This window comes from Nonomuraea cavernae, assembly GCF_040655715.1.
Classification (GTDB): Bacteria; Actinomycetota; Actinomycetes; order Streptosporangiales; family Streptosporangiaceae; genus Nonomuraea; species Nonomuraea cavernae_A.
The window spans coordinates 68,049-93,665 of record NZ_JBFAKL010000003.1 but is presented as its reverse complement, the minus strand read 5'-3'; the positions used below and the strand labels follow the sequence as shown (position 1 = coordinate 93,665).

Here is a 25,617-nt window from a genome sequence, read left to right as displayed (position 1 = left end):
TCCGGCCGCACGAGCGTACGGACGCGCCGGGACGCGCCGGCGCGTCCGGGCCCGGCGAACCGGCTAAGCGAACCGGCTAAGCGAACGGGCTAGGCGAAGGTGTGGGCGAGGTGGGCCAGGGCGGCGTCGGCGTAGTGGCGCGGACCCGTGCTGAGCCCGTAGGCGAGGTCCTCGATCAAGGCGCACCGGGCGTAGAACAGCACGCGGGCCCGGCCGGCGTCGTCGAGGCGGCCGTCGTAGTGCGACAGTGTCCGCTCGAACACCTCGGGGCCGAGGTCGCGGTAGATGAGGGCGAAGTCGTGGGCCGGGTCGGTCACCGCGGCGTCGGTCCAGTCGATGACACCCGTCAGCTCGCCGCTCGCGGGGTCGGCCAGCAGGTGCTCGGCGCCCAGGTCGTTGTGGCAGAAGCGCGGTGACGTGGGCTCGGGCGGCGGCGCCGCGCCGAGGAAGCTCTCGATCAACGGCCGGTGCCGCTCGGGGACGTGCGCCGCGACGTCGAGGTATTCGAGCTCGGCGTCGTGGAGCAGGGTCGGCGCGGGGTAGGCGTCGAGCGGCGCGAGGTCGAGCATCGTGCCCGGCTCGGCGCCGTGCAGGGCGCTGAGAAAGCCGCCCAGCGGCTCGGCGAGCCGCACGGGCTCGGCCACCGGGTGCCGGTCGAGGGACCGGCCGGGCAGCTTGGCGTAGGCGATCACCGCCGCTTCGGGGTCGCTGAACACCACCTCGGGCACCGGGAGCGTGGACAGCTCGGCGACGACGGCCAGCAACTCGGCCTCACGCCGGGTCGCCTCCGGGTCGGCCGCCCGGCCATGGCGGACGATCAGCTCGCCGTTGACTTCGTACACGACGTTGTCGAGGCCGCGACCGGACTCGGTAAGGCTGCGCACCTCGTAGTGGGGAAGATGGCGGGAGAGCAAAGCGTGGATGTCGCCGATCACACCCGCAGCCTAGGCCCAGCCGGGCCGGGACGCGAAGCCCGGCCCAGGCGGCTACTTGAGGGCGCCGGCCGTCAGACCGGACTGGATCTGGCGCTGGAAAACCGTGTAGACGACCAGCATGGGCAGGATCGCCAGGGTCAGCGCGGCGAACAGGGCGGCCCAGTCCTGGTCGTAGCCCGCGGCGGTCGAGATGTCGGCGATGCCCTGCGTGAGCACCCACTTGTCGCGCTCCTGCAGCAGCACCAGGGGCAGTTGGTACTGGTTCCACTGGCCCAGGACGTTGAAGATGGTGATGCTCACCATGCCGGGCCGGGCCATCGGCAGCATGATCTGGAAGAAGACCCGCGTGTGCGAGGCGCCGTCGACCAGGGCCGCCTCCGCCACCGCCTGCGGCAGCGTACGGAAGAAGGCGGCCAGGAAGAACACCGTGAACGGCATCGAGTAGGCGATGTAGACCAGCACCAGCCCCGCGTGCGTGTTGAGCCCGATGAACGGGCCGACCAGCGGCACGTTGCCCATGTTCTGCACCACGAAGAACAGCGGCGTCAGCGCCAGGTAGACGGGGAAGGCCAGCCCCGACACGAACAGCAGGTAGACCGCCCGGTTGCCGCGGAACTCGTAGCGGGCCAGCACGTACGCCGCCATGGAGCCGAGCAGCATGGTGCCGAACGTGCCGAATCCGACCACGACGACGCTGTTGAGCATGTACTGGCCGATGTGCGCCTGTTCCCAGGCCCGGGCGAAGTTGTCCCACTGGAGGGTCGCGGGCAGCGACCAGGCGTCGCCGAAGATCTCGTCCTCGCTCTTGACCGAGGCCAGGAACGTCCACAGGATCGGCACCACGGTCAGCACGGTCCACAGCAGCAGCGCCACGTGCGACAGCGCCGCCATCGGCCCGAGCCGCCGCCTGCGCTCGCGCCGGGCCAGCCGGCGGGAGTTGGCGACCGTCCAGGAGGTCGTCGTCGTCATCTCTCGTACGTCATCTCTAGTACTCGATTCGTTCGCGGCGGGACAGGCGCAGCGAGAGGATCGTGAAGCCGATCGTGAAGAAGAACATCACCACGCCCAGTGCCGAGGCGTAGCCGAAGCGGAAGTAGTGGAAGGCGTTGCGGTAGATCTCGGCGGCCATGACCGTGGTGGAGAAGTCGGGGCCGCCGTGCTGGTCGGTCATCACCCACACGATCGCGAAGACGTCCAGCGCCAGGATCCCGAGGTAGACCCACGCCACCTGGACCGTGTCCCAGAGCAGCGGCAGCGTGACGCGGACGAACAAGCTCACCCGCCCCGCCCCGTCGATCTGCGCCGCCTCGAACATGTCGCGCGGGATGGAGGCGAGCCCGGCGGAGAACAGCACCACGTAGAAGCCGACCGCCTGCCAGAGCATGACGCCGAGCACCGACCAGAACGCCACGTCCGGATCGGACAGGAAGCCGACCGGCCTGGCGCCGAGCGCCATCAGCGGACCGTTGAGCATGCCGCTGCCGTCGGGCCTGAACACCTGCTGGAACAGCACCGCGACCACCGCGACGGCCAGCACGTGCGGGAAGAAGAACACCACCCGGTAGAACTTCGACCCGGCGACGCCGCCCACGCCCCGCCCGTTGCCCACGTTCAGGAGGAAGGCGAAGAACAGGGCGATGACGATCGTCAGCAGCGGTAGCAGCACGAGCAGCGCCAGGTTGTGCGTGACCGCCTTCCAGAAGATCCCGTCGGCGAACAGCCGGACGAAGTTGTCCAGCCCGACGAAGCCGGGCGTGGCGGACACGCCCCGCCAGTCGGTCATGGCGATGTAGAACGCCTGGACGTACGGCGAGATGACGTAGACCAGGTAGAGCGTCACCGGAGCCGCCAGGAAGGCGAAGAGGAACAGACTCCGGCGGTGCGCGTTGTACATCAGCGCTTGAACTTCTTGATCGAGGAGTCGTTCTTGATCTCGTCGGCCTTCTTCTGCAGGCGTTCGAGGTACTTGTCCGGGGTGAGCCCGCCGCTCATCAGCTGGCCGGTGGCGGCCATCGCCTCGTCCTTGAGCTGGGCGTACCACGTCTGCCAGCGGTAGGTGACGGTGTTGGCGCCCGCGTCGGTCACGGCCTTGGAGGCGCTGGCGGCGCCCGGGGAGAGCTGCCGGCCCTCGCCCGCGCCCTTGACGACCGAGACGGTCTTGACCAGCTCGCTGAAGTCGCCGGCCGCCTTCTTCGACAGCATGGCCCGGAGGTACTCCATGCCGGCCTGCGGGTTGGCGCCCTTGGACGGGACGATGAAGTTCTCGCCGGGGGTGGTGTGCAGCGTGCCGTACGGCAGCTTGTCGGAGCCGGTGACGTCGGGCAGCGGGAACATCCCGTACTCGAAGTCGTCCGGGGTGGTGGACTTCTGCTCGTTCTCCAGCCACGAGCCCGACGGCAGCATGGCGACCTTGTACTTGTTCTGGGCGGTCTGGGTCTGCACGTGGTCGAGCCCGGCGGTGCCCTCCATCAGGTATTTGGCGCCGATCTCGGCCCAGGCGGCGGCGGCCGCCTTCATCGGCTCGGCGGTCCAGGCGCCGTCCTCGAGGTTGTCGAGGTTGACCAGCACCTCGTTGCCGCCGATCTTGGCCGCCATGGTGAGCAGCGGCTCGTACAGGTACTGCGGGTGCTTGCCGGCGTAGGTGAACGACGCCATCTTGCCGGACTTCTTGATCGTGTCGTTGAGCGTGAGGAACTCGTCCCAGGTCTTGGGCACCTCCCAGCCGTTGTCGCGGAAGACCTTCTGGGAGTACCAGATGCCGAAGATGTAGTTGACGTAGCCCAGCACGCTGAACTTGCCGTCGTAGGTGCCGAGCTCGACGACGGCCGGGTCGATGATGTCGCGGATCTTGGTGGCGGGGTCGTCCCAGGAGGGCGCGTCGAGCAGCGGGGTGAGGTCCTGCAGCTGGCCGTCCTGGGCGAGCGCGCCGAAGTCCATGGCGTTGGCGCCGGAGTTGTCGATCACGTCGGGCGGGTTGCCGCCGGCGAACCTCGGCTGCAGGACCTTGGTGATCTCCTTGGTGGAGTTGTGCTTGATCTCGACGCCCGGGTACTTCGCCTTGAACAGCGGCTGGTGGATGTTCTTGGCGTAGTCCTGGCCGAACCCGCCGTCGAAGATCCACACCTCCAGCGGCTTGTCGGCGGCGACGCCGAAGGGGTTGGCGGCGCTGGTCGCGGCGGGCGCGGCCGAGGACGCGGTGGGCTTGGCGGCCGGGGTGGCACAGGCGGCCAGTGCTCCCGCCACGGGCGCCAGCGCGGCGGCTCGGAGAAGGTCACGCCGGGTGATGCGGGGGGTGTGCGGCATTATGTCTACTCCTGACTATTCATGCTCCACGTCTGATGCGCCCTGCGTAGCGGCTCTCCAGGGCTCTGTTGTGCTCATCGCCGCCCGCCACGTTGGCCGACAGGTAGACGGGCGGGGTCTCACCCAGCGCCACCAGCCGGGCCACGGCCTCGGTGACCACCATCTGCGCGAGCAGCGCCGAGGTGATCGTCGAGACCGCGCCGTAGCCGCCGCCACCGGGAAGTTCGAGGATGGAGTCTCCGTACGGGGCTCCGTTGTCCAGCACGACGTCGGCCAGGTCGAGCAGCTTGCGGCCGGACGGATGCCGCGAGGTCATCCGCGTGCTGTGCGCGACCGAGGTCAGCGCGATCAGGGGGTGGCCGTGATCCTTGACGATCGTGGCCAGTTCGACGACGGCGCCGTTGACGCCCGAGCTGGAGACCAGGACGAACACGTCCTGCGGCTCGACGGGCGCCAGGGCGTAGATCTGGTGGGCGATCGCCGGGTCGCGTTCGAGCTCGGGGGTGAGCACGCTCGGCGGCTGCCCGCCGTACAGGACGAGGTCGCGCGGGGTGAGCCGGTTGCTGGGCACGAGGCCCCCGGCGCGGCCGGCGATCTCCATGGCGATGGCCTCGGAGTGGCCGGAGCCGAAGGCGTTGACCACGCCGTCCGCGCGTAGCGAGGAGACGATCAGCCCGGCGGCCCGTCCCACCCCCTCCAGCTGGGTCTGCGAGACCTGGCGGGCCAGCTCCAGGGCCTTGGTCGCGTACGTCAATTCAGCCTCTCTCCACCCGATGACTCTCCACGGCGCTGATCGTCAGCTCGAACGCCTCGTTGGTGCGCTCGTAGGTGCGCTGGGCCACCGCCACGTAGACGGCGTCGAGCACGAACAGCTGCGAATGGACGGCGGCCAGCCCGCCGAGCCGGAACGTCGTCTCCCGGCTGGCCGTCGTCAGCACCAGGTCGGCCAGCTCGGCCAGCGGCGAGCGGGCGAAGGAGGTGACGGCGACCGTGGTGGCGCCGTGGCCGCCGGCCTCGGCCAGCGCCTCCATGACCTCGCGGGTGCGGCCCCGGTGGCTGATGCCGAGGGCGACGTCTCCCGGGCCGAGCAGCGCGGCGTCGGACAGCGCCACGTGCGCGTCGCCGGCGCTCCAGCCGGGGATGCCTATGCGGCGCAGCCGTCCTTCGAGCATGGTGGCGACGTTGCCGCTGGTGGAGACGCCGACGAGGAGCACCCTGCGCGCCGCGACGATCGCGTCGGCGACCCGGGCGACGGTCTCGGGATCGAGCTGGGCGGCGGTGTCCTGGATCAGCCGGGCGTCGGCCGCGGCCATCACCTCGATGGCCGACTCCAGCGGGTCGTCGGGGCCGATCTCGTGGCCGACGCCCGCTCCCCAGCCCGCCTGGGCGGCCCTGCCGGTCTCGGTGGCGATCGCCACGCGGAGCTCCGCGTAGCCGGAGAAGCCGAACGCCCGGCAGAACCTGGTCACGGTCGCGGGTGAGCTGCCCGCCCGCTCGGCCAGCGCGATGATCGTCGAGCGCGCGGCCTCGGCGGGGTCGCCGAGGACCGCCTCGCCGACCCGGCGCAGTGCCTCCGGCAATCCCGGCAACTCGGTCTCGATGCGCCCGAGGGCTCCTGAGCTCACGAATATTCCTTCCGGACACCCGGCATTGCAGCGAAAATTATTCTTGCAACTCGATCACGTCAAGACCCACAATCGGTCCGTGACTCATTCGCCGCTGGTCGTCGGGGTCGACGCCGGAGCCACCTCCACCCGCGTCTCGGTGCACGCACTCGATGGCACCAGGGTCGGCTATGCCAGGGCCGGAGCGGGCAATCCGAGCGCCCACGGCCTGGCCAGAGCGGTGGCCGCCATCGGCGCGGCCCTGGAGGAGGCTCTGGGCTCCCTCGACGGCTCCCGGGTCGTCGCGTCCCTGGCGGGCGTGGCGGGCAAGGTCGACGAGCTGGCCGCCGAGCTGGCGAAGGTGTGGGCCGCTCATGGCGTCGCCGGCGGGCCGGAGGTCGCTGGTGACGTGGCCATCGCCTACGTCGCGGGCTCGCCCGAGCCGTGCGGCTCGCTGCTGCTGTCGGGCACCGGCGCGGTGGCGGCTCGCATCGTCGGACACCAGCAGGACGTGATCGCCGACGGGCTCGGCTGGCTGCTCGGCGACGAGGGGTCGGGCTTCTGGATCGGCCGCGCCGCCGCCAAGGCCGTCGTGGCCGCCCTCGACCGGGGCGAGCCCGAGGGCCTGCTCGCCGAGATGGTGCTGGACCACTTCCTCGGCCAGGAGCGCGGCTCCTCACCGCGTCAGAGCGCCGACCGGTTCGTCCGCCTCGCCCAGGCCGACCACATGCGGCTGGCCGCGCTGGCGGCGACGGTGAGCCAGGCCGCGGCGGCGGGCGATCCGGTGGCGCTGGCGATCACCCGCCGGGCGGCCGGGCTCCTGGTGACCACCGTCCGGCGGGTGCACGTGTCGGGCCCCGTGGTGCTCGCCGGGAGCGTCCTGACCAGCGAGGGCCCGGTGCGGCAATCCGTGCACGAGCTGCTGGCGGGCGAGACCGTGACGACGGCGCGTGACGCGGCGGGCGCGGCCGCCTGGCTGGCCGCCCGTCCCCTGCTGGCGGAGGACCGGGCCCGCGACCTGCACCCGAGGTTCACCGCCGCCCCCTGACCGTCCGGCCCTGAGCATCCGGCCCTGAGCGACAGGCAAGCGTTTGCTCAGCACTGCTCGATGTGGCGAAATATCGTCACCCAAGGGCAACTGAAACGCTTCGTGATGGATATCCCTTTCGCGGCCGGGAGATGCGATCATCCGATAGCCCACGCCTATCACTGGAGAAGGTGAGCGATGGATCTACGGCACGTAAGGTACGCCATCGCGATCGCCCGCGCGGGCAGCCTGCGCCGCGCCGCCGCGGTGCTCCGCATCGCCCAGCCGACCCTGTCCGAGCAGCTCAGAGCGCTGGAGAAGGAGATCGGCGTGGAGCTGTTCTCCCGTTCGTCCAGCGGCGTCCGGCTGACCGAGGCGGGCGAGGTCTTCCTGGCCCAGGCGACCATCGCGGTCGACGCCTTCGAGCGGGCCGTCACCGCCGCGCGCGGCAAGGGCCAGACGATCCGCCTGGGCGTGGCCGACGGCCTGGGCGACGTGGTCGCCCGGCTGCTGTCGCAGCTCCAGGGCTCGCGGCTGCGCGTCGCCCCGATGGGCACGGCCGAGCAGATCGTCTCCATCGTGGACGGCACGCTGCAGGCCGGGCTGGGCTACGCCCCCGGCTCGCTGCCGCGCGGCGTCGCCCGGATGCTCATCCGCCGCTACGCCGTCCACGCCCTGCTCCCCCGTGACCACGAACTGTCCGCGCGGGAGTCGCTGCACCTGGCGGACCTCGCCTCGGAGCCGCTGGTGATGCCCGACTCGGAGGCGGTCGCGGGCGCGCGCCGCTACCTGGAGGGCTTCGTACGGCACGGGCTGCATCCCCGCCTCGGCCCGTCGGCGGCCGGCCACGACGCGGCCATCGCGATGGTCGGGTCGGGCGCCGGCTACACGCTCAGCATCCGGGAGGTCACTCCCCTGCCGGAACACCTGGTGTTCGTCCCGATCGCGGAGGACATGCCGCCCATCGAGGTGGTCTTCCTGTGGAACCGGCAGGCCGACGTGCACGACCTTACGCATGCCGCCCGCCATCTCGCCCGCTCTGGATAGCATTATTATCTAGCGATGCGCATCTCGGAGCTGAGCAGCCGGACGGGCGTGGCCATCCCCACGATCAAGTACTACCTCCGCGAGGGCCTGCTGCACTCCGGCGAGCAGGTCGCCGCCACCCGGGCCGAGTACGACGACTCCCACCTGCGCAGGCTCCGGTTGATCAGAGCGCTCCTGGAGGTGGGGCGGCTTCCGGTGGCCGCCATCAAGAAGGTCATCGAGGCGGTGGAGGACGAGTCGCTGCCGGTCCACAACCTGCTCGGCACCGCCCAGTACGCCCTCGGCCCCGTGGTCGAGCCCGAGCCCGGAGCCGACTGGCAGGCCGCCCGCGCCCAGGTGGACCGGCTCATCGAGGAGCGGGGCTGGAGCGTCGCCGCCGAGGCCCCCGCCCGGAACGAACTCACCCAGACCCTCGTCCGGCTGCGCCAGCTGGGCCTGTCCACCGACCTGACGCCCTACGCCGAGGCGGCCCAGCGGCTCGTCTCGGAGGTGGAGATGGACACGATCCCGTTCGACGGGCCGCGAGAGACGGCGGTCGAGGCGATGGTGCTCGGCACGGTGCTGTTCGGCAAGGCCTTCGACACGCTGCGCCGCCTGGCCCACGAGTCGGAGTCGGCCCGCCGGCTCACGGGACGGGCTCCCTAGGGACCCGCCCGGTCCGGGAGGATCCAACCGTAGACATGCCAGGCTCCATCTCTCAGCACGACGTCCTCGACGAACCAGGATCGGCCGCGGCCGATCAGGAGTTCGTGTTCCCCGGCCGTGCTGATCGGCTCGACGTAGATCGCCGGAGTACCCTCGAGCACCCGCAGATGCAGTTGCACGTCCAGCTCAGGCCAGAGCGGCCCGGCGCCGATGCTCGCCGACATGAACGCCGGATCCCGCTGAACGGTCCCCTGCAGCTCTTCGACGGGCACGGTGAAGAGCCCCTCCCGCAGGGCCATCGACCGGAACACGTCGATCGTCTCCGGCACCGGCTGATGTCGCGTGGCCGCGTCCAGGAGTTCGATTCGCCGCAGCGTGGCGGCTTTCCGCTCGGCGCGTAAGTGCGGCGGGACGTCCGAGAACTCGAAGTACCGGCTGTCGCGCAACAACCCGTTCATCGGCTTCCAGCTTGAGAAGGTGTAGAGGTCGATCGCGTCGCGCTGCTCGCCGGGCAGGTTCTCGAGGACGTCGCCCCAGACCTCGTCTCCGTACGACGTACTGACCTGTAGGGCGTCGAACGGTGCTTCCAGCTCGAACGGGGCGTCCAAGTCGAACGGGGCATCCAACAGGACATGGTCGCCCAGTTCGATGGAGTAGATGTTCGAGTCGGCGAGAGGCGGCTGAGCCGATTCGCCGGATGCCGGCCAGGCAGGAGCCATCGGTGAGCCGTCGGCGTCGAGCGGGCTCGGCGCGTGGTCTCCGAAGCGACTGATCAGATCGGCTCGGCGGGCCTTCAGCGTGGACGTGAGAATGCCGGCCTCCTGGGGCGGGAAGTCCAGCCGGTCCACGAGTTGACTGATTCTGTGCTCGCTGATCGTCTCGATCTTCCGCACCCCTGCCCGGATGTCGGCCTCGGTGACGTACCGGAACACCTTGGCGGCCTCGGGATTGACGTACGGGTCACGCAGGGAGTCGATCTCGCCGACGAAGCCGGTGAACAGGTCGCCCTTCGGCTCGCCCGCAGCGTGGTACAGGAGCGAGCCGCCGCCGTCGATCCGCACCAGTCCGTCCGCGGTCTTCAGGACGTTGTCGAAGTAGAGCCCGACCGTGTCCCAGTTCGACAGGAAGGCGTCAACGGCGAAGTCGTCGTACAGGTTCTTGAGATAGCTGAAATCGTTCACGTGGGCGGCGAGGTCCCGCGCGCCCTCGATGATGCCGGAGCGCACTCCCAGACGACGGTCACCGAAGGTGCCGGCGAGATCGATCAGCTCGACGACCGGCACGGGCACACCGGCCTCGCGATAGAGCTGGTTGGCCAGCACCTCGTTCTTGGCGTGCACGTCGGTCTGCGAGGCCTTGACGTACCACTCCTTGCCCGAAGGATCCACGAAGCGCCCACCGGCGGTGCCGCCCTCCTGGCCGCCGATCCGGGTGTATCCCTCCATGCGGGGGATCGCCGGTGCCGGCGCGTCGTCGAACAGCGACAGCACGTCACCGAGTGACCCGGCCAGGGCAGGGTGCAACTGGCCGGTGTCCGCCATGTGCGCCAGTTCTTCGCGCGTCACCCACCTCGCGGCAGCGGTCTTGCCTCCATCGACCCTGGGGCTGAACGAGTCCCCCTCCACGGCGAGGTTGGCGTGGGCCCAGCCGTTCGGTTCCGCCACGAGGTGCGTTCCGGTGAGCCTCAGCTTGCCGAGATAGTCATTGCTGACCCCGAGTCCCTCGCGGAGCTCCCGCGCGGCCGCTTGCGGAGCGGACTCCCTGCTGTTCAGCGCCCCGCCGGGCAGCTGCCATTTCCCCACGTCCGAGCCGGCCTCCGGGCCTCGCTGGGCCACGAGATACCGTGGGCTCCCGTCGGCGTCGGTGCTCCTGATCATGACGCCCGCGGCTCCGTACACGCCCCACAACCCTGGACCCGCGTAACCGTCGCCGGGCAGGCCGGTGTCCGGGAGCACCTCGAACGGGCCGCCCGGTGACTCCTCGGTGACGGCGTACGGGGTTTCGGCGAGCGATTGAGAGGCCGCCGTCTCAGTGGCGGGGTGGCTCGCGCCGTGGCCGTCCGGCCGGATTCCGGCGCTCTCCGGGAGGCCGGTCGCGGCAGGCGTGAGCGGATCGGCGGACTGCGCGGCCGAAGACGCGGCCCCTGCCAGGACGTCCGGCCGTACCCCTCGCTCTGGCAGGGTGTGCGGCGGGCCGGGGTGAGGGCCACCGTCCGGAAGCACGGGGTCCGGTGTCGCCGTATGCCCTCCGGCTGCCGGACCGAGCCCGTCGGTGCCCGCCGTACGCCAGGACGGGTTCCAGCTCGCCCAGTGCGCGTCGGCGCCTCCCACCACGCCGGACGTGACTCCCTTCAGCACCAGCTCCCAGTCGACAGGCTGGCCGGCGGCCAACTGCTGGGTCAGCGTGGTGGCCCCGCTGGCCAAGCCCGATCTCCCCATCAGCCCCCAGATCGACCGGCTCGGGAAGAAACCGGTGAACGCCGTCAGGAAGCCGCCCATCAGCGCGCCCGTCCCCACCGACATCGCGATCTGTTCCTGGTCCAGGTGGTCCCGCCGGGACTGCGACACCTGCACCGCCAGGTCGAGACCGCCCAGCAATGCCCCGAACGTCCCCACGTTGATGAGTAGTCGCTTGCCGAGCTGCGCGATCGCCAGCCGGGTCAGCTGCACCCTGGGCCCGATGAGCGCCAGCGACACCCCGCCCCACGGCCCCATCGCCGCCGCCAGCAGCCAGCAGATCTGGAAGATCAGCAGCCAGACGGACACCTCGATCATCCGCTTGGTGTACTCGACCTGCACGCCCAGCTCGTTGAACTCGATCGCGGCGCGCACCAGCCGGTCCACCAGCTCGGTCATCCGGCTTCCGGACGTGCTCCGAACGTGTTCCAGGAACTCCTTGAGCGCCTCGCCGTCCCAATCATCGCCGGGCCGGGCCGCGACCGCCGGCCCTTGCCTGGCGCCGACCCGCTGCGCGGTCGCGGCGCACGCGTCAGCCAGCCGGAACAGGCCCGACTCGTCGGCTTCTGGCCAGTCCGTCCCGACGGCCCAGCCGACATAGGGCTTGGACCAGTCAGGCACGAGAAAACCGTCGAACCCCAAGAGAACTCACTTCGCGGGCGGTGGAAGCTCCACCGCCTCATAGGTGGTCGCGTTGACCCGCAACCCGTCGCGGACCTGCTCCATGTCATCGATGTACGCGTCGAAGGCCTCGAAGACGACGGACGTGAGCTCCGCCAGTCGCTTCTCCAGCTCCACGCCGTAGTGATCGTGTCCCATGGGATTGCCCTCCCTTGCGAACACCTCCAGCAGCGCGCGACGCTCGTCCTCCAGGAAGTCGACTTCCTCAGCGGTCCCCGCCGCACGGCGCCGCAGGCCGCCCCACCGTGCCAGGTAACCGGTCGAACCCGCCATCATCCCCGCTCACCCGGCCCGGCCGGCCCGTCCGGCGGAAACTCCACCGGCTGCGGCAGGAACGCCTCCAGACCGGCTCCGTCGCCGAAGATGTCCTCGTAGGGCAGGCCCTCTGGCACGAAGGGCCCCATCAGCTCCTTCGTCCGCTCGGCCACCTCACTCGTCGCCACGCTGATCTGCTTCATGATCGACTGGGACAGCTCGGACGGCGACAGCTTGCGATACACCCGGGGATTCAGCACGATGTCGCGCACCTGACCGCGTGGTCCCACGGTGACGGTCACCATGCCGTCGTCCGACTTCCCGACCGCGCTCAGAGTGGTCAGCTTCCCGTACGCCTCCCGCAGGTGGACGGCCTGGCGGTTGTATTCCGCGGCCAGTTCCTCGACGGCCGACCGGAATTCGTCACTCACCAGCTCACACTCCGCACACGAACCTCAGGGGTCGGATTCACCGGACATTCCACGGCATGCTAGGCGATCATGTCCACGAATGCGTACAGAACTATGACATAACGCTCTTGGAGCTGGTCGAGCCTCGACCGGGGGCACCGCCGGGCGGTCGTCAGTCGGCGGCCAGCCGCTCCAGGGCCGACAGACCGGGCAGCTCCCGTTCCGCGTCCACCGGAAGGTGGCCCGCGCGGACGTCCTCCGCCCGTCCGACCCAATGCCGCAGCGCCCGCAGTGGCGTGAGCCCGTTGGCCTTCGCCCAGCGCAGGCGCCGCACCCAGGCCACCCCGGCGTTGGGTCCGGCGTCACCGGCGCCGGCGCGCGCCACGTATCGCGCCGCGTCGTCGGTGACCGCCGCCCACAGGTAGCCGACGACCGTGTCACCGAAGAGAACCGGGATGAAGCGGACGGCGGACTCCGTCGTCCGCGGATAGCCCTCCGGGGCCCGGAGCGTCTCGAACCGCGGTTGGTCCTGCAACGACACCTTCAGTCCTCTTCAGTGGTCGGAATCATCCGGAAGGACCCAGCCGTGAACATGCGAAGTGCAGTTCTACCACGTCCTCCGCGAACCACGACTGTTCGATCATCCGCAGCCGGGTTCGCGGTGTCAGAAGCGCCACCCGCGGGGTAGGGCGGGCGAATGTTCGATGACTTCACGACGGCCACCGTCGATGTCGGCCAGGCCGAGCTGTTCGTCCGGCACGGCGGCTCCGGCTCACCGGTGCTGCTCCTCCACGGCCACCCCCGTACGCACGCCACCTGGCACCGGGTCGCACCGGCGCTGGCTTCCCGGCACGTGGTGGTCTGCCCCGATTTAAGGGGATACGGGCGCTCGTCCAAGCCGCCGACCACACCTGACCACGAGCCCTACTCCAAGCGGGCGATGGCCCGTGACCTGGTCGCCCTGATGCGCGACCTCGGCCACGACCGGTTCGCCGTCGTCGGCCACGACCGCGGCGCGTACGTCGCCCAGCGGCTCGCGCTCGACCATCCCGACGCGGTCACGCACCTGGTCGTGCTCGACAGCGTGCCGATCGGCGAGGCGCTGGCCCGATGCGACGCCGCCTTCGCCGCCCGGTGGTGGCACTGGTTCTTCCTGGGCCAGACGGCCAAGCCCGCCGAACGCGTCATCTGCGCCGATCCGGACGCGTGGTACCAGGCGGATCCGGAGAAGATGGGCGACCCCGAGGCGTACGAGGATTTCCGCAGGGCGATCCACGACCCGGCGACCGTGCACGCGATGTGCGAGGACTACCGCGCGGGGCTGGGCGTCGACCGCGCGGCCGACGACGCCGACCAGGCGGCCGGGCGCCGCGTGACCTGCCCCACGCTCTTCCTGTGGGCGACGAAGGACGACATGGAGGACCTGTACGGCGATCCGCTGGCGATCTGGCGGTCCTGGGCCCTGGACGTGCGCGGGCGCGCCCTGGACAGCGGGCACCACCTGGCCGAGGAGGCGCCCGGCGAGCTGGCGAGAGAGATCATGGACTTCGTGGGCGGCCGGGAGGTCAGTCCCTGACCGTGACGGGCCGCTTCAGCAGCCACAGGGCGGCCCGCTGCAGCAGCGTGCGGTGGATCTCGTTGTCGTAGGACCGGGTGTCGTGGCCCAGCGCGTCGTAGAGCACCCGGCCCCTGCGCACCGGGCGGGCCCAGACGAGGGGCTGGCCGTTGGACGAGGCGAGCGGTCGCACGTCCGGCAGCACCCGCAGGTCGCTGTAGACCTCGTCCACCAGGTCGAAGTCGCGCAGCCCCTCCACCACCGGGTGGCCGCCGTGCACCCGGACCCCGGTCCAGCCGAGCGGCGGGTGGTGCGACGCGGGCCAGCTCCAACTGGCGCCCAGCACGCGCGGCCAGCCCTGCCAGTCGTCGAAGCAGATCGACGCCGTGTGCATGCCCAGCAGGCCGCCTCCCCGGTCGAGGTGGTCGAGCAGCGTCGTGCGGGCCTGGGCCGGCAGCTCGAACCGCCACTCGTCACGCAGGTCGGCGAACCGGTCGAGGCCCATCTGCCAGCGCAACGCGTTGACGGTGATGAGCTGGACCTCCGACGGCTCGCTCAGCGCGCCCGCGATGTCGTCGGTGATCTCGGATTCGATCCCCACCTCGGCGAGCACCTGCGCGAGCGCGGACGAGGTGGCGTCGAAATCGTGGAACAACCCTCCCGACAGGATCAGATTTCTCGCCATTTGCCAAGCTCATCACGGTTGTCCCGGCTTTGCCACCCGCGAACCCCGCGGGCATGATGCCGTTCATGGACTTCGAGGAGCTCCGCCCCATGCTGCTCGGGCTGGCCTACCGTCTGCTCGGCAGCATGTGGGACGCCGAGGACGTGGTGCAGGACGCCTGGCTGCGCTGGGAGGGCGCCGACCGGAGCGAGGTCAGAGAGCCGCGCGCGTTCCTGATCACGGTGGTGTCGCGGCTGGCCCTCGACCAGCTCCGCTCCGCCCGGGTCAAGCGCGAGGCCTACACCGGCCCCTGGCTGCCCGAGCCGGTCACGACCGGCCAGGCCGGGCCACTCGACACGGCCGAGCTGCGCGACACCGTGTCCTTCGCCACACTGCACATGATGGAGCGGCTCACCCCGCCCGAGCGCGCGGTGTTCGTGCTGCGGGAGGCGTTCGAGCTGCCGTACGACGAGCTCGCCGGGATCGTCGGCGTCTCGGTCGTCAACGCCCGGCAGCTGCACCGCCGGGCCGCCACGCGGCTGGCGAGCGGCCGTGAGCGCTTCCGGCCGACGGCCGAGGAGCACGGCAGGCTGCTGAAAAGGTTCATGGAGGCGGCCTCAGGCGGCGACCTGACGGCCCTCACGGAGGTGCTGCACGAGGACGTCGTGTTCTACAGCGACGGCGGCGGCAAGGTCAAGGCCGCGCTGCGCCCGATCTTCGGCCGGCGCAAGACGGTGGCTTTCATCGGTGGCCTGCTCTCCCGCTACGGCTTCGAGGGCCTGCGGATCGTCGAGGTCAACGGCCACCCGGCCATCTGGATGCCGGTCGGCGACCACGACCAGTTGCTCATGATCGGCGTACGCGACGGCATCGTCCACGAGATCTACGCCATCCTCAACCCGGACAAACTAGGGAGAGTACGGCCCGCTCCGGCCGGCGACCTATAGTCGGCCCATGGATCTCGCCATTAAGGGAAAAATCGCACTCGTGACCGGCGGCAGCGCGGGCATCGGCCTGGCTGCGGCCAAGAGTCTGGCCCGCGAGGGATGCGACGTCTGCGTCAGCGCCCGTGACCCCGAGCGGCTCGCGGACGCCGTGGTCGAGCTGCAGGAGTTCGGCGGGGTGGTGCACGCCGTGCTGGCCGACGTGGAGGACCCAGAGGCGGCGGCCCGCCTGGCGGCCGAGACCCGCGAGGTGCTCGGCCCGGTGGACATCCTGGTCGCCAACGCCGGTGGCCCGCCAGCCGGCCGGTTCGTCGACGCGAGCCTGGCCGAGTGGGACGTGGCGATCCAGCGCAACCTGCTCGGCACGGTCCGGCTGATCCATGCCGTGCTGCCCGAGATGCGCTCGCGCGGCTGGGGCCGGATCGTCACGATCACCAGCCGGTCGGCGCGCGAGGCGATCGACGGGCTGGCCCTGTCCAACGCCACCCGCTCGGCCGTGGCCGGGATCGTCCGCACCCTGGCCCGCGAGGTGGGCGGCGACGGGGTGCTGGTCAACAACGTGCTGCCGGGCCCGATCGACACCCAGCGGATGCGCGACCTTTCGGGGCGGCTGGATTCGTCGGCGAACGGCGCCGAGGTGCCCGTGGGCCGGATCGGCCGTCCCGAGGAGGTGGGCGACGTGGTCGCGTTCCTGGCGAGTGAGCGCGCCTCGTACGTCAACGGCATCTCCATGCTCGTCGACGGCGGCGCCAGCCGGGTCATCGCCTGACCAGCGTTTCGGTGGCCGGCGGCGCGTTGTCACCCGCCGGAAACCACATGACATCCTGCTAAGAGGGACCTCGCGGGGAAGGCAGTGCCATGGACAAGCCGGTCATCGTGACGGTCGACGACGACCCGGGGGTCTCGCGGGCGGTCGCCCGCGACCTCCGGCGCCGTTACGGCCGGCAGTACAGGATCGTCCGGGCGGAGGCGGCCGGACAGGGCATCGAGGCCGTCAAGGAGATGCGGCTGCGCGGCGACGAGGTGGCCGCGATCCTCGCCGACTACCGCATGCCGCAGATGAACGGGGTGGAGTTCCTCGAAGCGGCCATGGACATGTACCCGTACGCGCGGCGGGTGCTGCTGACCGCCTACGCCGACACCGACGCCGCGATCCAGGCGATCAACGTGGTCGACCTCGACCACTACCTGCTCAAGCCGTGGGATCCGCCGGAGGAGAAGTTCTACCCGGTGATCGACGGCCAGCTCGACGCCTGGCAGCGCACCGATCGGATCGAGGTGGCGGAGCTGCGGGTGGTGGGCGACCGCTGGTCGGCGCCGTCCTACAAGGTGCGCGACTTCCTGGCCCGCAACCACGTGCCGTACCAGTGGATGCTGGCCGACGACCCGGAGGGTGCGCAGTTGGTCGCCGCCGTGGGAGAGGAGTGCCATCTGCCGCTGGTGATCACCGTGGACGGAGAGTCGCTGCAGTCGCCCGACCAGTCCACGCTGGCCTCGGCCGTGGGCCTGTCGACCACTCCGGCGACCGACTTCTACGACCTGATCGTGATCGGCGGCGGCCCGGCCGGGCTGGGCGCCGCCGTCTACGGCGCCTCGGAGGGGCTCAACACCGTGCTGGTCGAGGCGCACGCCTCCGGCGGGCAGGCGGGCCAGAGCTCCAGGATCGAGAACTATCTGGGCTTCCCCGACGGCGTCTCCGGGCAGCAACTGGCCGACCGGGCCCGCAGGCAGGCGCTGAAGTTCGGCGCCGAGCTGCTGACCGCGCGCAGGGTCACCCATCTGGAGCCGCGCGGGCAGGCCCGGGTGGTCGGGTTCGAGGGAGGCGGCGAGATCGCGGCGCACGCGGTGATCCTGGCGACCGGCGTCACCTACCGCCGCCTGGACGCGCCCGGCCTCGACGACTTCGTCGGCCGCGGCGTCTTCTACGGCGCCGCTCTGACCGAGGCGCCCGCCTGCCAGGACAGCGAGATCTATATCGTCGGCGCGGCCAACTCGGCCGGGCAGGCAGCCGTCTACCTGGCGGGATTCGCGAGCAAGGTCCATTTGTTGGTGAGAGGTGACGGTCTGGAGAGATCCATGTCGCACTACCTCATCGAACAGATCAACGCGATCCCCACCATCGAGGTGCACGTCCAGAGCCGGGTCACCGGCGGGCAGGGCGACGGGCACCTGGAGCGCCTCTCGATCTCCACCAAGGGCGAGGAGCGCACGGTCGACGCGCAGTGGCTGTTCGTGTTCATCGGCGCCGAGCCGCACACCTCGTGGCTCGGCGACACGGTCGAACGCGACGAGCGGGGATTCGTGGTGACCGGGCCTGACCTGGTGCACGGCGGGAAACGGCCGCGCAACTGGACGCTGCGGCGCGAGCCGTACCACCTGGAGACGAACGTCCCGGGGGTGCTGGCCGCGGGTGACGTGCGGGCCGATTCGATCAAGCGGGTCGCGTCGGCCGTCGGCGAGGGCGCGATGGCCGTCGCTCTCGTGCATCGGTATCTGGAAAAGCAGTGAGCGGTGAAGCAGATGAGCACAGAGCTGCCGGCGAGAGTCGACATCGATGAGTTGCGGAAGTTGTTCCTGTTCGAGCGGTTGACCGACGATCAGCTGGCCAAGCTGGCCGGCAGCGGGGCGATGAGCCGCTTCGAGCAGGACGAGTTCGTGGTGCGGCAGGGCGATCCGGCCGAGTGCTTCGCCGTCCTGGTCGAGGGCGAGGTGCAGATGATCCAGGAGACGGTCAGCGCCGGGACCGTCGCCATGCCGCGTACCTCCCAGCCCGGCGTGTACGGCGGCGCCACGGCCGCCTACCTCGGCGACCGGGCGCCGCAGACCTACCAGCACTCGCTGAAGGCGACCGCGCCCTCGCGGATGTTCATGCTGCCGGCCAGGAAGTTCGCGCACATCGTGGCCGAGTGGTTCCCGATGGGGATGCACCTGCTCGACGGGCTGATGTCGGGCGGGCGGGCGCAGCGGGAGGTCATCGACCGGCGGCAGCGGCTGACGGCGCTCGGCACGATCACCGCGGGGCTCACGCACGAGCTGAACAACCCGGCGGCGGCGGCCGTGCGGGCGGTCCGCGAGCTGCGCTCCCTGATCAGGACGTCGCGCATGCGGCTCGCCCAGCTCACCGAGGACGGCATCCCGCCCGAGCGACTGCGCGCGATCATCGAGATGCAGGAACGGTGCACCGCGGCGGTGGGCACGCTCCCGGCGCGCAGCCCGATGGAGATCTCCGACGCCGAGGAGACGCTCGGCGACGCGCTGGAGGAGTTGGGCGTCGAGGACGCCTGGGATCTGGCTCCCGCGCTGGTGAGCGCCGGTTTCGCCGACGAGCACCTGGCGAAGGTGCGCGACAAGGTGGGCGAGCGGCACGCGCCGGCGGCGCTGCGCTGGCTGGCGGGCGCGGTCGAGATCTCGCAGATGCTCAGCGAGGTCACCGAGGCGACCGAACGGATCACCTCGCTGCTCCGCTCCGCCAAGCAGTACTCCCAGATGGACCGTGCGCCGTTCCAGGTCTGCGACCTGCGCGAGCTGCTCGACAGCACCGTCGCCATCTTCCGCGGCAAGATCCCGCCGGGCATCACGCTGGTCACCGACTACGACCCGACGCTGCCGCCGGTCCCGGCCTACGCGGGCGAGCTCAACCAGGTGTGGACCAACCTGATCCACAACGCGCTCGACGCGATGGGCGAGGAGGGCATGCTGACGATCCGCACCGCGCACGACGAGGACGAGGCGATCATCGAGGTCGGTGACACCGGCCACGGCGTGCCCGACGCGATCAAGGACCGGATCTTCGAGCCGTTCTTCACCACGAAGTCGGTCGGCCAGGGGACGGGGCTCGGGCTGGACATCTCCTACCGGATCGTGGCGGGGCGGCACGGCGGCGAGATCAAGGTGCGATCGGTGCCCGGCGAGACCTGGTTCGAGGTGCGGCTGCCGTTGCGCGAGCCGGCCACGGTGCCGGCACCGGCCTGAGCGAGCCGCGGACAGCGCGGGCCCGGTCACACGGGCCGGACGCGCGGGCCCGGACGCGCGGGCAGGTCGGCCGTCTGGGCCGGGGCGAGCTCAGTTGTTAGGCTCGGCAGCCAAGTAAGCGCTTCCTTTCGAGGTGGAGGGTCCCATGCACTGCGATCCACGGTTCTCGCGCGTCCAGGAGGTGTTCGAGCGCCACTTCGCCGACGGAGAGGAGCTCGGCGCGGCGTTCGCGGTCTACCTCGACGGCGAGCTGGTCGTGGACCTGTGGGGCGGTGTCGCCGACCGGCACACCGGGCGCGCCTGGCGGGAGGACACGCCCGCGTACGCCTACTCCTGCACCAAGGCGATCACCGCCACCGTCCTGCTGCAGCTGACCGAGCGGGGGCTGGTGGACGTGGACGCGCCGGTGGCGGAGGTGTGGCCGGAGTTCGCGGCGCAGGGCAAGGAGACGATCACCGTCGCCCAGTTGCTCACCCACGAGGCCGGGCTCCCCGCGCTGGAGGAGCCGGTGCCCGTGTCGGAGTTCGAGGACCAGCCGGCCATCGCGGACCGCCTCGCCCGGCAACGGCCGCTGTGGGAGCCGGGGACGGCGCACGGATACCACGCGCTCACGTACGGGTTCCTGGTGGGCGAGGTGGTGCGGAGGGTCACCGGCAAGTCGGTCGGCGAGCTGGTCGCGGCGGAGATCGCCGGGCCGCTCGGGCTGGACATGTGCCTGGGCGCCTCCGACCCGGTGATCGCCCGCGCCGCGCGCCTGTCCAGCGGCGAGCCACGCACCGCCTCCCCAACGGGAGCCGTGCCCGGCGCCCGGCCGGCGAACCCGGACGGCGGTGCGGGCGACAGCACGGGCAGTGGTGCCGGCGGCGGTGGCGGTGGCGGTGCGGCAGGTGGTGTCGGTGAGGCGCTCGGGGGGCTCGCGGAGGCGCGCGGCGACGTCTTCACCCGGATGGCGCGGGCCGCGCAGGACCCGGAGAGCCTGATGAACCGGGCCCTCGGCAACCCCCGGATGCAGTCGCTCGACGGCGGCGCCAACAACCCGGTCATCCTGCGGGCGGGCTGGCCCGCCGCCGGCCTGGTCACCACGGCCACGGGACTGGCGGGCTTCTACCGGTCGCTGATCGCGGGCGACGTGCTACGCCCCGAGACCCTGCGCGACGCCGTCCGCCCGCGCGTCAACGGCCCCGACCGGGTGCTGTACGTGGACAGCTCGTTCGGCCTCGGCTACATGCGCCCGTCGATGACGTTCTTCGTCCCGTCGGTCACGGCGTTCGGTCACACGGGCTTCGGCGGCTTCCTGGGCCTGGGCGACGAGGAGCGCGGGCTGGCCGTCGGCTACGTGATGAACAAGATGGCCAACGCCGTCTCCGGCAGCCTGCGGGCGTTCCGCCTCACGGAGGCCGTCTACCAGGCGCTGTGACCGTACGGCGCTCAGTGCATGGTCACGCCGCCGCTCACCGACAGGATCTGCCCGGTGAGGTAGGCGGCGCGTTCGGTGCACAGGAAGGCGACGAGCCCCGCCACGTCGGCCGGGACGCCGAGGCGGCGCAACGGGATGCCCTTGGCGATCCGATCGACCAGCCCGGGCTCGGTGGCCGACACCCGGCGCAGCATCGGGGTGTCGGTCGGGCCGGGGCAGACCACGTTGGAGGTGACCTCGGCCCGGGCGGCCTCCCGGGCGAGCGTCTTGGCCAGGCCGAACAGGCCCGCCTTGGTCGCCGCGTAGGCGCCCTCGCCGCCCGAGCCGGCGCGGGCCCCGTCGGACGAGACGAACACCAGCCGGCCCCATCTCCTGGCCGTCATCCCGGGCAGCAGCAGTTTGGTCATCAGCATCGGGCCGCGCAGGTTGACCTGCCACATGAGGTCCCAGTGGGCGGGGTCGCTCTCGGTGAACGCCTCGACGATCGAGACGCCGGCGTTGTGCACGAGGATGTCCACCTCGCCGCAGGCGCCGCAGAACCGCTCCACGGACTCGGGCGAGGTGAGGTCGACGGCCATCGGGACCGCTCCGGCCAGGCCGGCGGCGGCCTTCTCAGCGCCCGGCAGGTCGACGTCGGCGATCACCACCCGGGCGCCCAGCGCCGTCAGGTCGGTGGCGATGGCCGAGCCGATGGCTCCCGCGCCCCCGGTCACCACGGCCGTCCGGCCGTCCAGTCGCATCCCGTCCATCACGGCAGCCCGCCCTCCCCTGGCTCCGGGGGACACGCCGCCCGGGTCGCCGCGCTCCTCCAGCCCCGGCCGCCACTGCTCGGTCGAGCGCTTGCTCGGGCAAGCGCACATGAGCCCCATTACCGTACAAGACGGTAACAGCGGGTGATATACGGCAACTTACGGCGAATTATCTGCCATCGTGACAACCGGAACCCCGGGTGAGACCGTCGAACCTCAGGACGGCTGCGTGATGGGGGTTGGACTTGGTCCCTGGTTACCGCGAAGTACGCCAGCTCGGCGCCGGCCACACCGGCCGCGTGTTCCTCGCCACCTACCAGTCCACCGGCGCCTACGTGGCGATCAAGTACCTGAACGCGACGCTGCGCAGGGACGCCGAGTTCATGGAACGCTTCCGGGTGGACGCCCCCGCCCTGGTCGAGATCGACGATCCGAACGTGGTCAAGCTCTACGAGTACGTCGAGACGCAGACCCGGGCCGCCGTGGTCATGGAGCTCGTCGACGGGGTGTCGCTGCGCACGCTGCTGGACGAGCACGGCCGGACCAGCCCGGAGGCGGCGCTGGCGGTGCTCAAGGGGACCCTGCTGGCATTGGCCATGGCCCACGACAAGGGGGTGCTGCACCGGGACGTCAAGCCCGAGAACGTGCTGGTCCAGGCCGACGGCACGACCAAGCTGGGCGACTTCGGCGTGGTCGTCCACGCGGAGGAGCCGGGGGTGCCCGCCGGCAGCCCGCCGTACATGTCGCCCGAGTTGTGGACGCGGGGCCAGGCGGGGCCGCCCGCCGACCTGTACGCGGCGGCCTGCGTGCTGTTCGAGGCGGTCAAGGGGCGGCCGCCGTTCCGCGCCGACGACGTTCCAGGGCTGCGGGACATGCACCTGGTGGAGCCGGTGCCGCTGGAAGTGGTCCCCGACACGCTGCGCGACCTGCTCCGGCGGGGGCTGGCCAAGGATCCGGCGCTCAGGTACGCCTCCGCCCGGCAGTTCGCGGCCGAACTGGAGGAGGACGCGGTCGCCGGCTACGGCCCCGACTGGGAGCAGCGCGGCCGTCGTCACCTCGCCGAACTGGCCACGCTGCTCGCCCTGCGGTTCCCGCTGGCCAGGGCCGACGCCGGGAACGGCCCGGCACCGGTCACCGTCCGCGAGCGGCTGTCGAGGGTGCCCCGGCTGCCGCCCCACCTGTGGATCGCGGCCGCGACCGTGCTCGCCGTGCTGGTGACGCTCATGCTGTCGGGCGGCCAATTGCCTCCCGGCCCCGGGACGGTGCTGATGCCGCGGCCCGAGACGGCCGGCGAGCTCGACCCTGCCGACGAAACGACCCCGGCGCGTTCCAGCGAGGAGGGCGAGCCATCTTCCTCCGCGCCCGCGCCGACCGCCTCCCGACCGGCGGGCTCGCAGCCCGCCGTCCCGACGCCCACCGCGATCCGCACCGGCGCTCCCACCGTCCCTGCCACCACAGGGCCTCCCACCACGGGACCTCCCACCACGGGCCCCACCGCGACTCCCACCGTCCGGCGCAGCGCGAACGCACGGCCGGTCGTACGCTCGGCCGACATCGTCCAGTGGAGCGGCTCCGTGGGCGAGGTACGCGTCACCGCCGACGGCACGGGACCGGTCCGGCTGCGCATCACCTACACCGTGCGCGAGGGCGACGGCCCGGCCCAGACCGTCGGCGAGGAGTCGCGCACGCTGTCCGGCCGGACGCTCTACACCAGCGGCGTGACCCGCGCTCCGGGGAGCGTGACGTGCGGCGTCACCACCCACTTCGGCATCGTGGTGCTGACCGAGCCCGCGGCCGGCAACGGGCCGCAGGTCAGTGAGGTGGCCGTGGACGGCGCCGCCTGCCCGGCCACCCCGACCCGGTCGGCCGTCCAGTCGCCGTCACAGGACGCCGCCTCGGCGGCCCACACCCCCTCGCCGGAGCCGACCGAGGAGTCACTCTCCCTGCCCACCGATTCCCCTTCGGCCGAGGAACCTCTCTCCCTGCCCACCGGCTCCACCCCGGCCATGGAACCTCTCTCCCTATCCACCGACTCCACTCCGGCCGAGGAACCCCTCTCCCTGCCCACCGACTCCCCTTCGACCGAGGAACCCCTTTCCCCGCCCACCGGCTCCGCGTTGACCGAGGAACCCCTCACGAACAGCGGTGGCCTTGCCGGAGAACCAAGCGTTCACTAGCTTGGCTAGCGATGATCGGCGACACCTCTACCCTGGGCCGTACGCCGGCATCGAGGTCGATGTACGGAAGATCGCGGCGGCGGCGGAGTCCCCGTCTACCGATCGATGGAGGCGGCCTCGGTGGCCGTCGCGGCGGGAGGACGACATGGGTCTGCTTGACGGCAAGGTGGCGCTGATCACCGGCGGAGCGCGCGGCATGGGCGAGGCCCATGTGCGGCTGTTCCTGGAAGAGGGCGCGTCGGTGGTGTTCGGCGACGTGCTGGACGAGGAGGGCAAGGCGCTGGCCGCCGAGACGGGGGCGACGTACGTGCGTCACGACGTGACGAGCCCGTCGGAGTGGGAGCGGGCCGTCGACACGGCCGTCTCTACTTACGGCAGGCTGGACGTCCTGGTCAACAACGCCGGGATCCTGAAGTTCCGGCGGATCAGCGAGATGGCGCTCGACGACTTCGACCGGGTGATCGGCGTGAACCTGAGGGGCACCTGGCTCGGCATCAAGTCGGTCATCGAGCCGATGAAGGCCGCCGGCCGCGGCTCGATCGTGAACATCTCGTCGATCGAGGGCTTCGTCGGCGCCGAGGGTCTGTCGGCCTACGCAGCCTCGAAGTTCGGCGTGCGCGGGGTCACCAAGTCGGCCGCCCGCGAGCTCGCCCAGTTCAAGATCCGCGTCAACTCCGTCCATCCAGGGGCGATCAACACCTCGATGGTGATGGACCCCGAGATCATGGAGGCCGTGGACGCCGACGCGTTCATCAAGTCCATGGTCATCAAGCGCTTCGCCAAACCGGTCGAGGTGTCGCACGTGGTGGCGTTCCTGGCCTCCGAACGGTCCAGCTACTGCACGGGCAGTGAGTTCACCGTGGACGGGGGCCTGCTCACCGGCGCCGGCTACTGACGCCCGTCACCCCGCGCCGGCGAGCTCCGGCCGCCGCTAACCGTCCTGTCCGTTGACCGGCGGCGGCCAGCCGGCGTCGCCGGGGGTGAGCTGCGCGGGGTCTGCCGGGTCGCGTCCGAGCCACGCGGACGGGACGATGAACAGGCCCGTCGCCTCGACCAGCGGCGTGCCGTCGGACAGCGCGATGCGGCCGTCGGCCCAGGTCTTGCGGCCCTCCGCGCGGGTGTATTCGGCCGTCGCCACGAGCGGCCGGCCGTACGGCACGGGCGCGCGGTAGCGGATGGTGAGCGTGCCGGTCATGCTCGCGAACCCGGCGACGGCCACCGCCTGGCCGAGCAGGTGGTCGAGCACCATGGCGCTGATCCCGCCGTGCACCAGGCCGGGCGGCCCCTCGTGCAGCGGCCGGAAGGTGATCTCGGCTCGCACCCCGCCCTCGGGAGCCGCCTCGATCACCACCGGCGGGGCGAACGGGTTGGCGGCGCCGGTGACGGCGTTGCCCAGATGCCGGACCGTTCCGCCGGGCCCGATCTCGAAGGGCTGCGGTGTGGCGCGGCGGACGGCGTTGAGCCGCTCGGTCAGCGCCGTCAGCTCGGCGGTGACGGCCATGAGCTCGTCCTCACCGACATCGGTGACCGCCGCCGCGTCCATCAACTCGCGGGTCTGCTGCGCGAGCACGCACAGTGCTGCGAGCCCGCTCTCCTCGGTGGTCACCTCGGTCGTCATGATCCCATCCTAGAACACGTTCTACCGAATCCCGTTCACCTACAGAACATGGTAGATCTTTTGAGCATAAACCGACTTTCGGGGGACATTTCTGGCAAGCTCTTGACCTGCACCTTCACCCACCTTGAGAGTTTTACGCTCTCATGACGCGTGCTTGA

24 protein-coding genes are annotated in these 25,617 nt (G+C 71.0%); 11 read left to right on the top strand and 13 right to left on the bottom strand.

The annotated features are described in order from the left end of the window. Positions 1-89 precede the first annotated feature (89 nt). From AB0I38_RS05745 to AB0I38_RS05720, 6 genes are read right to left on the bottom strand one after another with little or no spacing between them, the layout of a single operon-like run. Positions 90-935: a phosphotransferase family protein gene (locus AB0I38_RS05745; RefSeq protein WP_358462522.1), complete on the bottom strand. Its 846-nt coding sequence runs from the start codon at positions 933-935 to the stop codon at positions 90-92. 51 nt (positions 936-986) lie between these two features. Continuing rightward, positions 987-1,904, bottom strand: a complete 918-nt coding sequence (locus tag AB0I38_RS05740) for a carbohydrate ABC transporter permease (RefSeq protein ID WP_358462519.1) — start codon at positions 1,902-1,904, stop codon at positions 987-989. A 16-nt stretch (positions 1,905-1,920) separates the two neighbouring features. Further along, a complete protein-coding gene (locus AB0I38_RS05735) occupies positions 1,921-2,829 on the bottom strand; it encodes a carbohydrate ABC transporter permease (protein WP_358462516.1) in 909 nt (302 codons plus the stop codon). Further along, positions 2,829-4,238, bottom strand: a complete 1,410-nt coding sequence (ngcE, locus tag AB0I38_RS05730) for an N-acetylglucosamine/diacetylchitobiose ABC transporter substrate-binding protein (protein ID WP_358462514.1) — start codon at positions 4,236-4,238, stop codon at positions 2,829-2,831. Before ngcE ends, AB0I38_RS05735 begins: the two co-directional genes overlap by 1 nt. Positions 4,239-4,257: 19 nt before the next feature. Continuing rightward, positions 4,258-4,992, bottom strand: coding sequence for an SIS domain-containing protein (locus AB0I38_RS05725; protein ID WP_358462511.1), 735 nt, complete (start codon positions 4,990-4,992; stop codon positions 4,258-4,260). A 1-nt stretch (position 4,993) separates the two neighbouring features. After that, complete coding sequence (locus tag AB0I38_RS05720) at positions 4,994-5,863, bottom strand: MurR/RpiR family transcriptional regulator (protein WP_358462508.1); 870 nt, start codon at positions 5,861-5,863, stop codon at positions 4,994-4,996. 79 nt (positions 5,864-5,942) lie between these two features. On the opposite strand from AB0I38_RS05720, the gene AB0I38_RS05715 reads away from it, so the two are divergent. The 3 genes from AB0I38_RS05715 to AB0I38_RS05705 all read left to right on the top strand — a co-directional run bounded on the left by AB0I38_RS05715 (position 5,943) and on the right by AB0I38_RS05705 (position 8,561). Further along, on the top strand, positions 5,943-6,890 hold the full coding sequence (locus AB0I38_RS05715; RefSeq protein ID WP_358462505.1) for an N-acetylglucosamine kinase: 948 nt from the start codon (positions 5,943-5,945) through the stop codon (positions 6,888-6,890). Positions 6,891-7,067: 177 nt separating this feature from the next. Continuing rightward, positions 7,068-7,916, top strand: a complete 849-nt coding sequence (locus AB0I38_RS05710) for a LysR family transcriptional regulator (RefSeq protein ID WP_358462502.1) — start codon at positions 7,068-7,070, stop codon at positions 7,914-7,916. 15 nt (positions 7,917-7,931) lie between these two features. Then, complete coding sequence (locus AB0I38_RS05705) at positions 7,932-8,561, top strand: MerR family transcriptional regulator (RefSeq protein WP_358462499.1); 630 nt, start codon at positions 7,932-7,934, stop codon at positions 8,559-8,561. Here the strand turns inward: AB0I38_RS05705 and AB0I38_RS05700 are convergent. The 4 genes from AB0I38_RS05700 to AB0I38_RS05685 all read right to left on the bottom strand — a co-directional run bounded on the left by AB0I38_RS05700 (position 8,558) and on the right by AB0I38_RS05685 (position 12,904). Next, positions 8,558-11,638 (bottom strand): ADP-ribosyltransferase, encoded by a 3,081-nt coding sequence (locus tag AB0I38_RS05700; protein WP_358462497.1) that lies wholly within the window; start codon positions 11,636-11,638, stop codon positions 8,558-8,560. The two genes, AB0I38_RS05705 and AB0I38_RS05700, sit on opposite strands and share 4 nt — an antisense overlap. A 27-nt stretch (positions 11,639-11,665) precedes the next feature. Continuing rightward, positions 11,666-11,974, bottom strand: coding sequence for a hypothetical protein (locus AB0I38_RS05695; protein WP_358462495.1), 309 nt, complete (start codon positions 11,972-11,974; stop codon positions 11,666-11,668). Further along, positions 11,971-12,384, bottom strand: a complete 414-nt coding sequence (locus tag AB0I38_RS05690; protein WP_358462492.1) for a YbaB/EbfC family nucleoid-associated protein — start codon at positions 12,382-12,384, stop codon at positions 11,971-11,973. The genes AB0I38_RS05695 and AB0I38_RS05690 overlap by 4 nt, the downstream gene beginning before the upstream one ends. Positions 12,385-12,535: 151 nt before the next feature. Then, positions 12,536-12,904 carry a hypothetical protein gene (locus tag AB0I38_RS05685; RefSeq protein ID WP_358462489.1) on the bottom strand — a complete coding sequence of 123 codons (369 nt, stop codon included), beginning with the start codon at positions 12,902-12,904 and terminating at the stop codon, positions 12,536-12,538. 156 nt (positions 12,905-13,060) lie between these two features. On the opposite strand from AB0I38_RS05685, the gene AB0I38_RS05680 reads away from it, so the two are divergent. Further along, positions 13,061-13,939: an alpha/beta fold hydrolase gene (locus AB0I38_RS05680; RefSeq protein ID WP_358462486.1), complete on the top strand. Its 879-nt coding sequence runs from the start codon at positions 13,061-13,063 to the stop codon at positions 13,937-13,939. Here AB0I38_RS05680 and AB0I38_RS05675 read toward each other — a convergent pair. Further along, positions 13,929-14,603, bottom strand: a complete 675-nt coding sequence (locus tag AB0I38_RS05675; protein WP_358462483.1) for a ThuA domain-containing protein — start codon at positions 14,601-14,603, stop codon at positions 13,929-13,931. The genes AB0I38_RS05680 and AB0I38_RS05675 overlap by 11 nt on opposite strands. Positions 14,604-14,668: 65 nt before the next feature. Between AB0I38_RS05675 and AB0I38_RS05670 the strand changes: the two genes are divergently transcribed. The 5 genes from AB0I38_RS05670 (at position 14,669) to AB0I38_RS05650 (ending at position 20,915) form a co-directional block, all read left to right on the top strand. Beyond that, positions 14,669-15,529, top strand: coding sequence for an RNA polymerase sigma-70 factor (locus AB0I38_RS05670; protein ID WP_358462480.1), 861 nt, complete (start codon positions 14,669-14,671; stop codon positions 15,527-15,529). Between the two features lie 7 nt (positions 15,530-15,536). Next, positions 15,537-16,295 carry an SDR family NAD(P)-dependent oxidoreductase gene (locus AB0I38_RS05665; RefSeq protein WP_358462477.1) on the top strand — a complete coding sequence of 253 codons (759 nt, stop codon included), beginning with the start codon at positions 15,537-15,539 and terminating at the stop codon, positions 16,293-16,295. An 89-nt stretch (positions 16,296-16,384) separates the two neighbouring features. Beyond that, complete coding sequence (locus AB0I38_RS05660; protein WP_358462474.1) at positions 16,385-18,034, top strand: FAD-dependent oxidoreductase; 1,650 nt, start codon at positions 16,385-16,387, stop codon at positions 18,032-18,034. Between the two features lie 12 nt (positions 18,035-18,046). Next, on the top strand, positions 18,047-19,498 hold the full coding sequence (locus tag AB0I38_RS05655; protein WP_358462471.1) for an ATP-binding protein: 1,452 nt from the start codon (positions 18,047-18,049) through the stop codon (positions 19,496-19,498). Positions 19,499-19,643: 145 nt separating this feature from the next. Continuing rightward, entirely contained in the window at positions 19,644-20,915 is a 1,272-nt protein-coding gene (locus tag AB0I38_RS05650) for a serine hydrolase domain-containing protein (RefSeq protein WP_358462468.1), read from the top strand. Between the two features lie 11 nt (positions 20,916-20,926). Here the strand turns inward: AB0I38_RS05650 and AB0I38_RS05645 are convergent, their stop codons facing one another. Next, positions 20,927-21,664, bottom strand: a complete 738-nt coding sequence (locus AB0I38_RS05645) for an SDR family NAD(P)-dependent oxidoreductase (RefSeq protein ID WP_358463226.1) — start codon at positions 21,662-21,664, stop codon at positions 20,927-20,929. 245 nt (positions 21,665-21,909) lie between these two features. Between AB0I38_RS05645 and AB0I38_RS05640 the strand changes: the two genes are divergently transcribed. Together AB0I38_RS05640 and AB0I38_RS05635 are read left to right on the top strand one after the other, a co-directional pair. Further along, the gene (locus tag AB0I38_RS05640) at positions 21,910-23,841 is read left to right on the top strand and encodes a protein kinase domain-containing protein (RefSeq protein ID WP_358462465.1); all 1,932 of its coding nucleotides are present in this window, start codon (positions 21,910-21,912) and stop codon (positions 23,839-23,841) included. A 145-nt stretch (positions 23,842-23,986) separates the two neighbouring features. Beyond that, entirely contained in the window at positions 23,987-24,736 is a 750-nt protein-coding gene (locus AB0I38_RS05635; protein ID WP_358462462.1) for a glucose 1-dehydrogenase, read from the top strand. Positions 24,737-24,772: 36 nt separating this feature from the next. Here AB0I38_RS05635 and AB0I38_RS05630 read toward each other — a convergent pair whose 3' ends face one another. Next, complete coding sequence (locus AB0I38_RS05630; RefSeq protein ID WP_358462459.1) at positions 24,773-25,459, bottom strand: PaaI family thioesterase; 687 nt, start codon at positions 25,457-25,459, stop codon at positions 24,773-24,775. Positions 25,460-25,617: the final 158 nt, after the last annotated feature.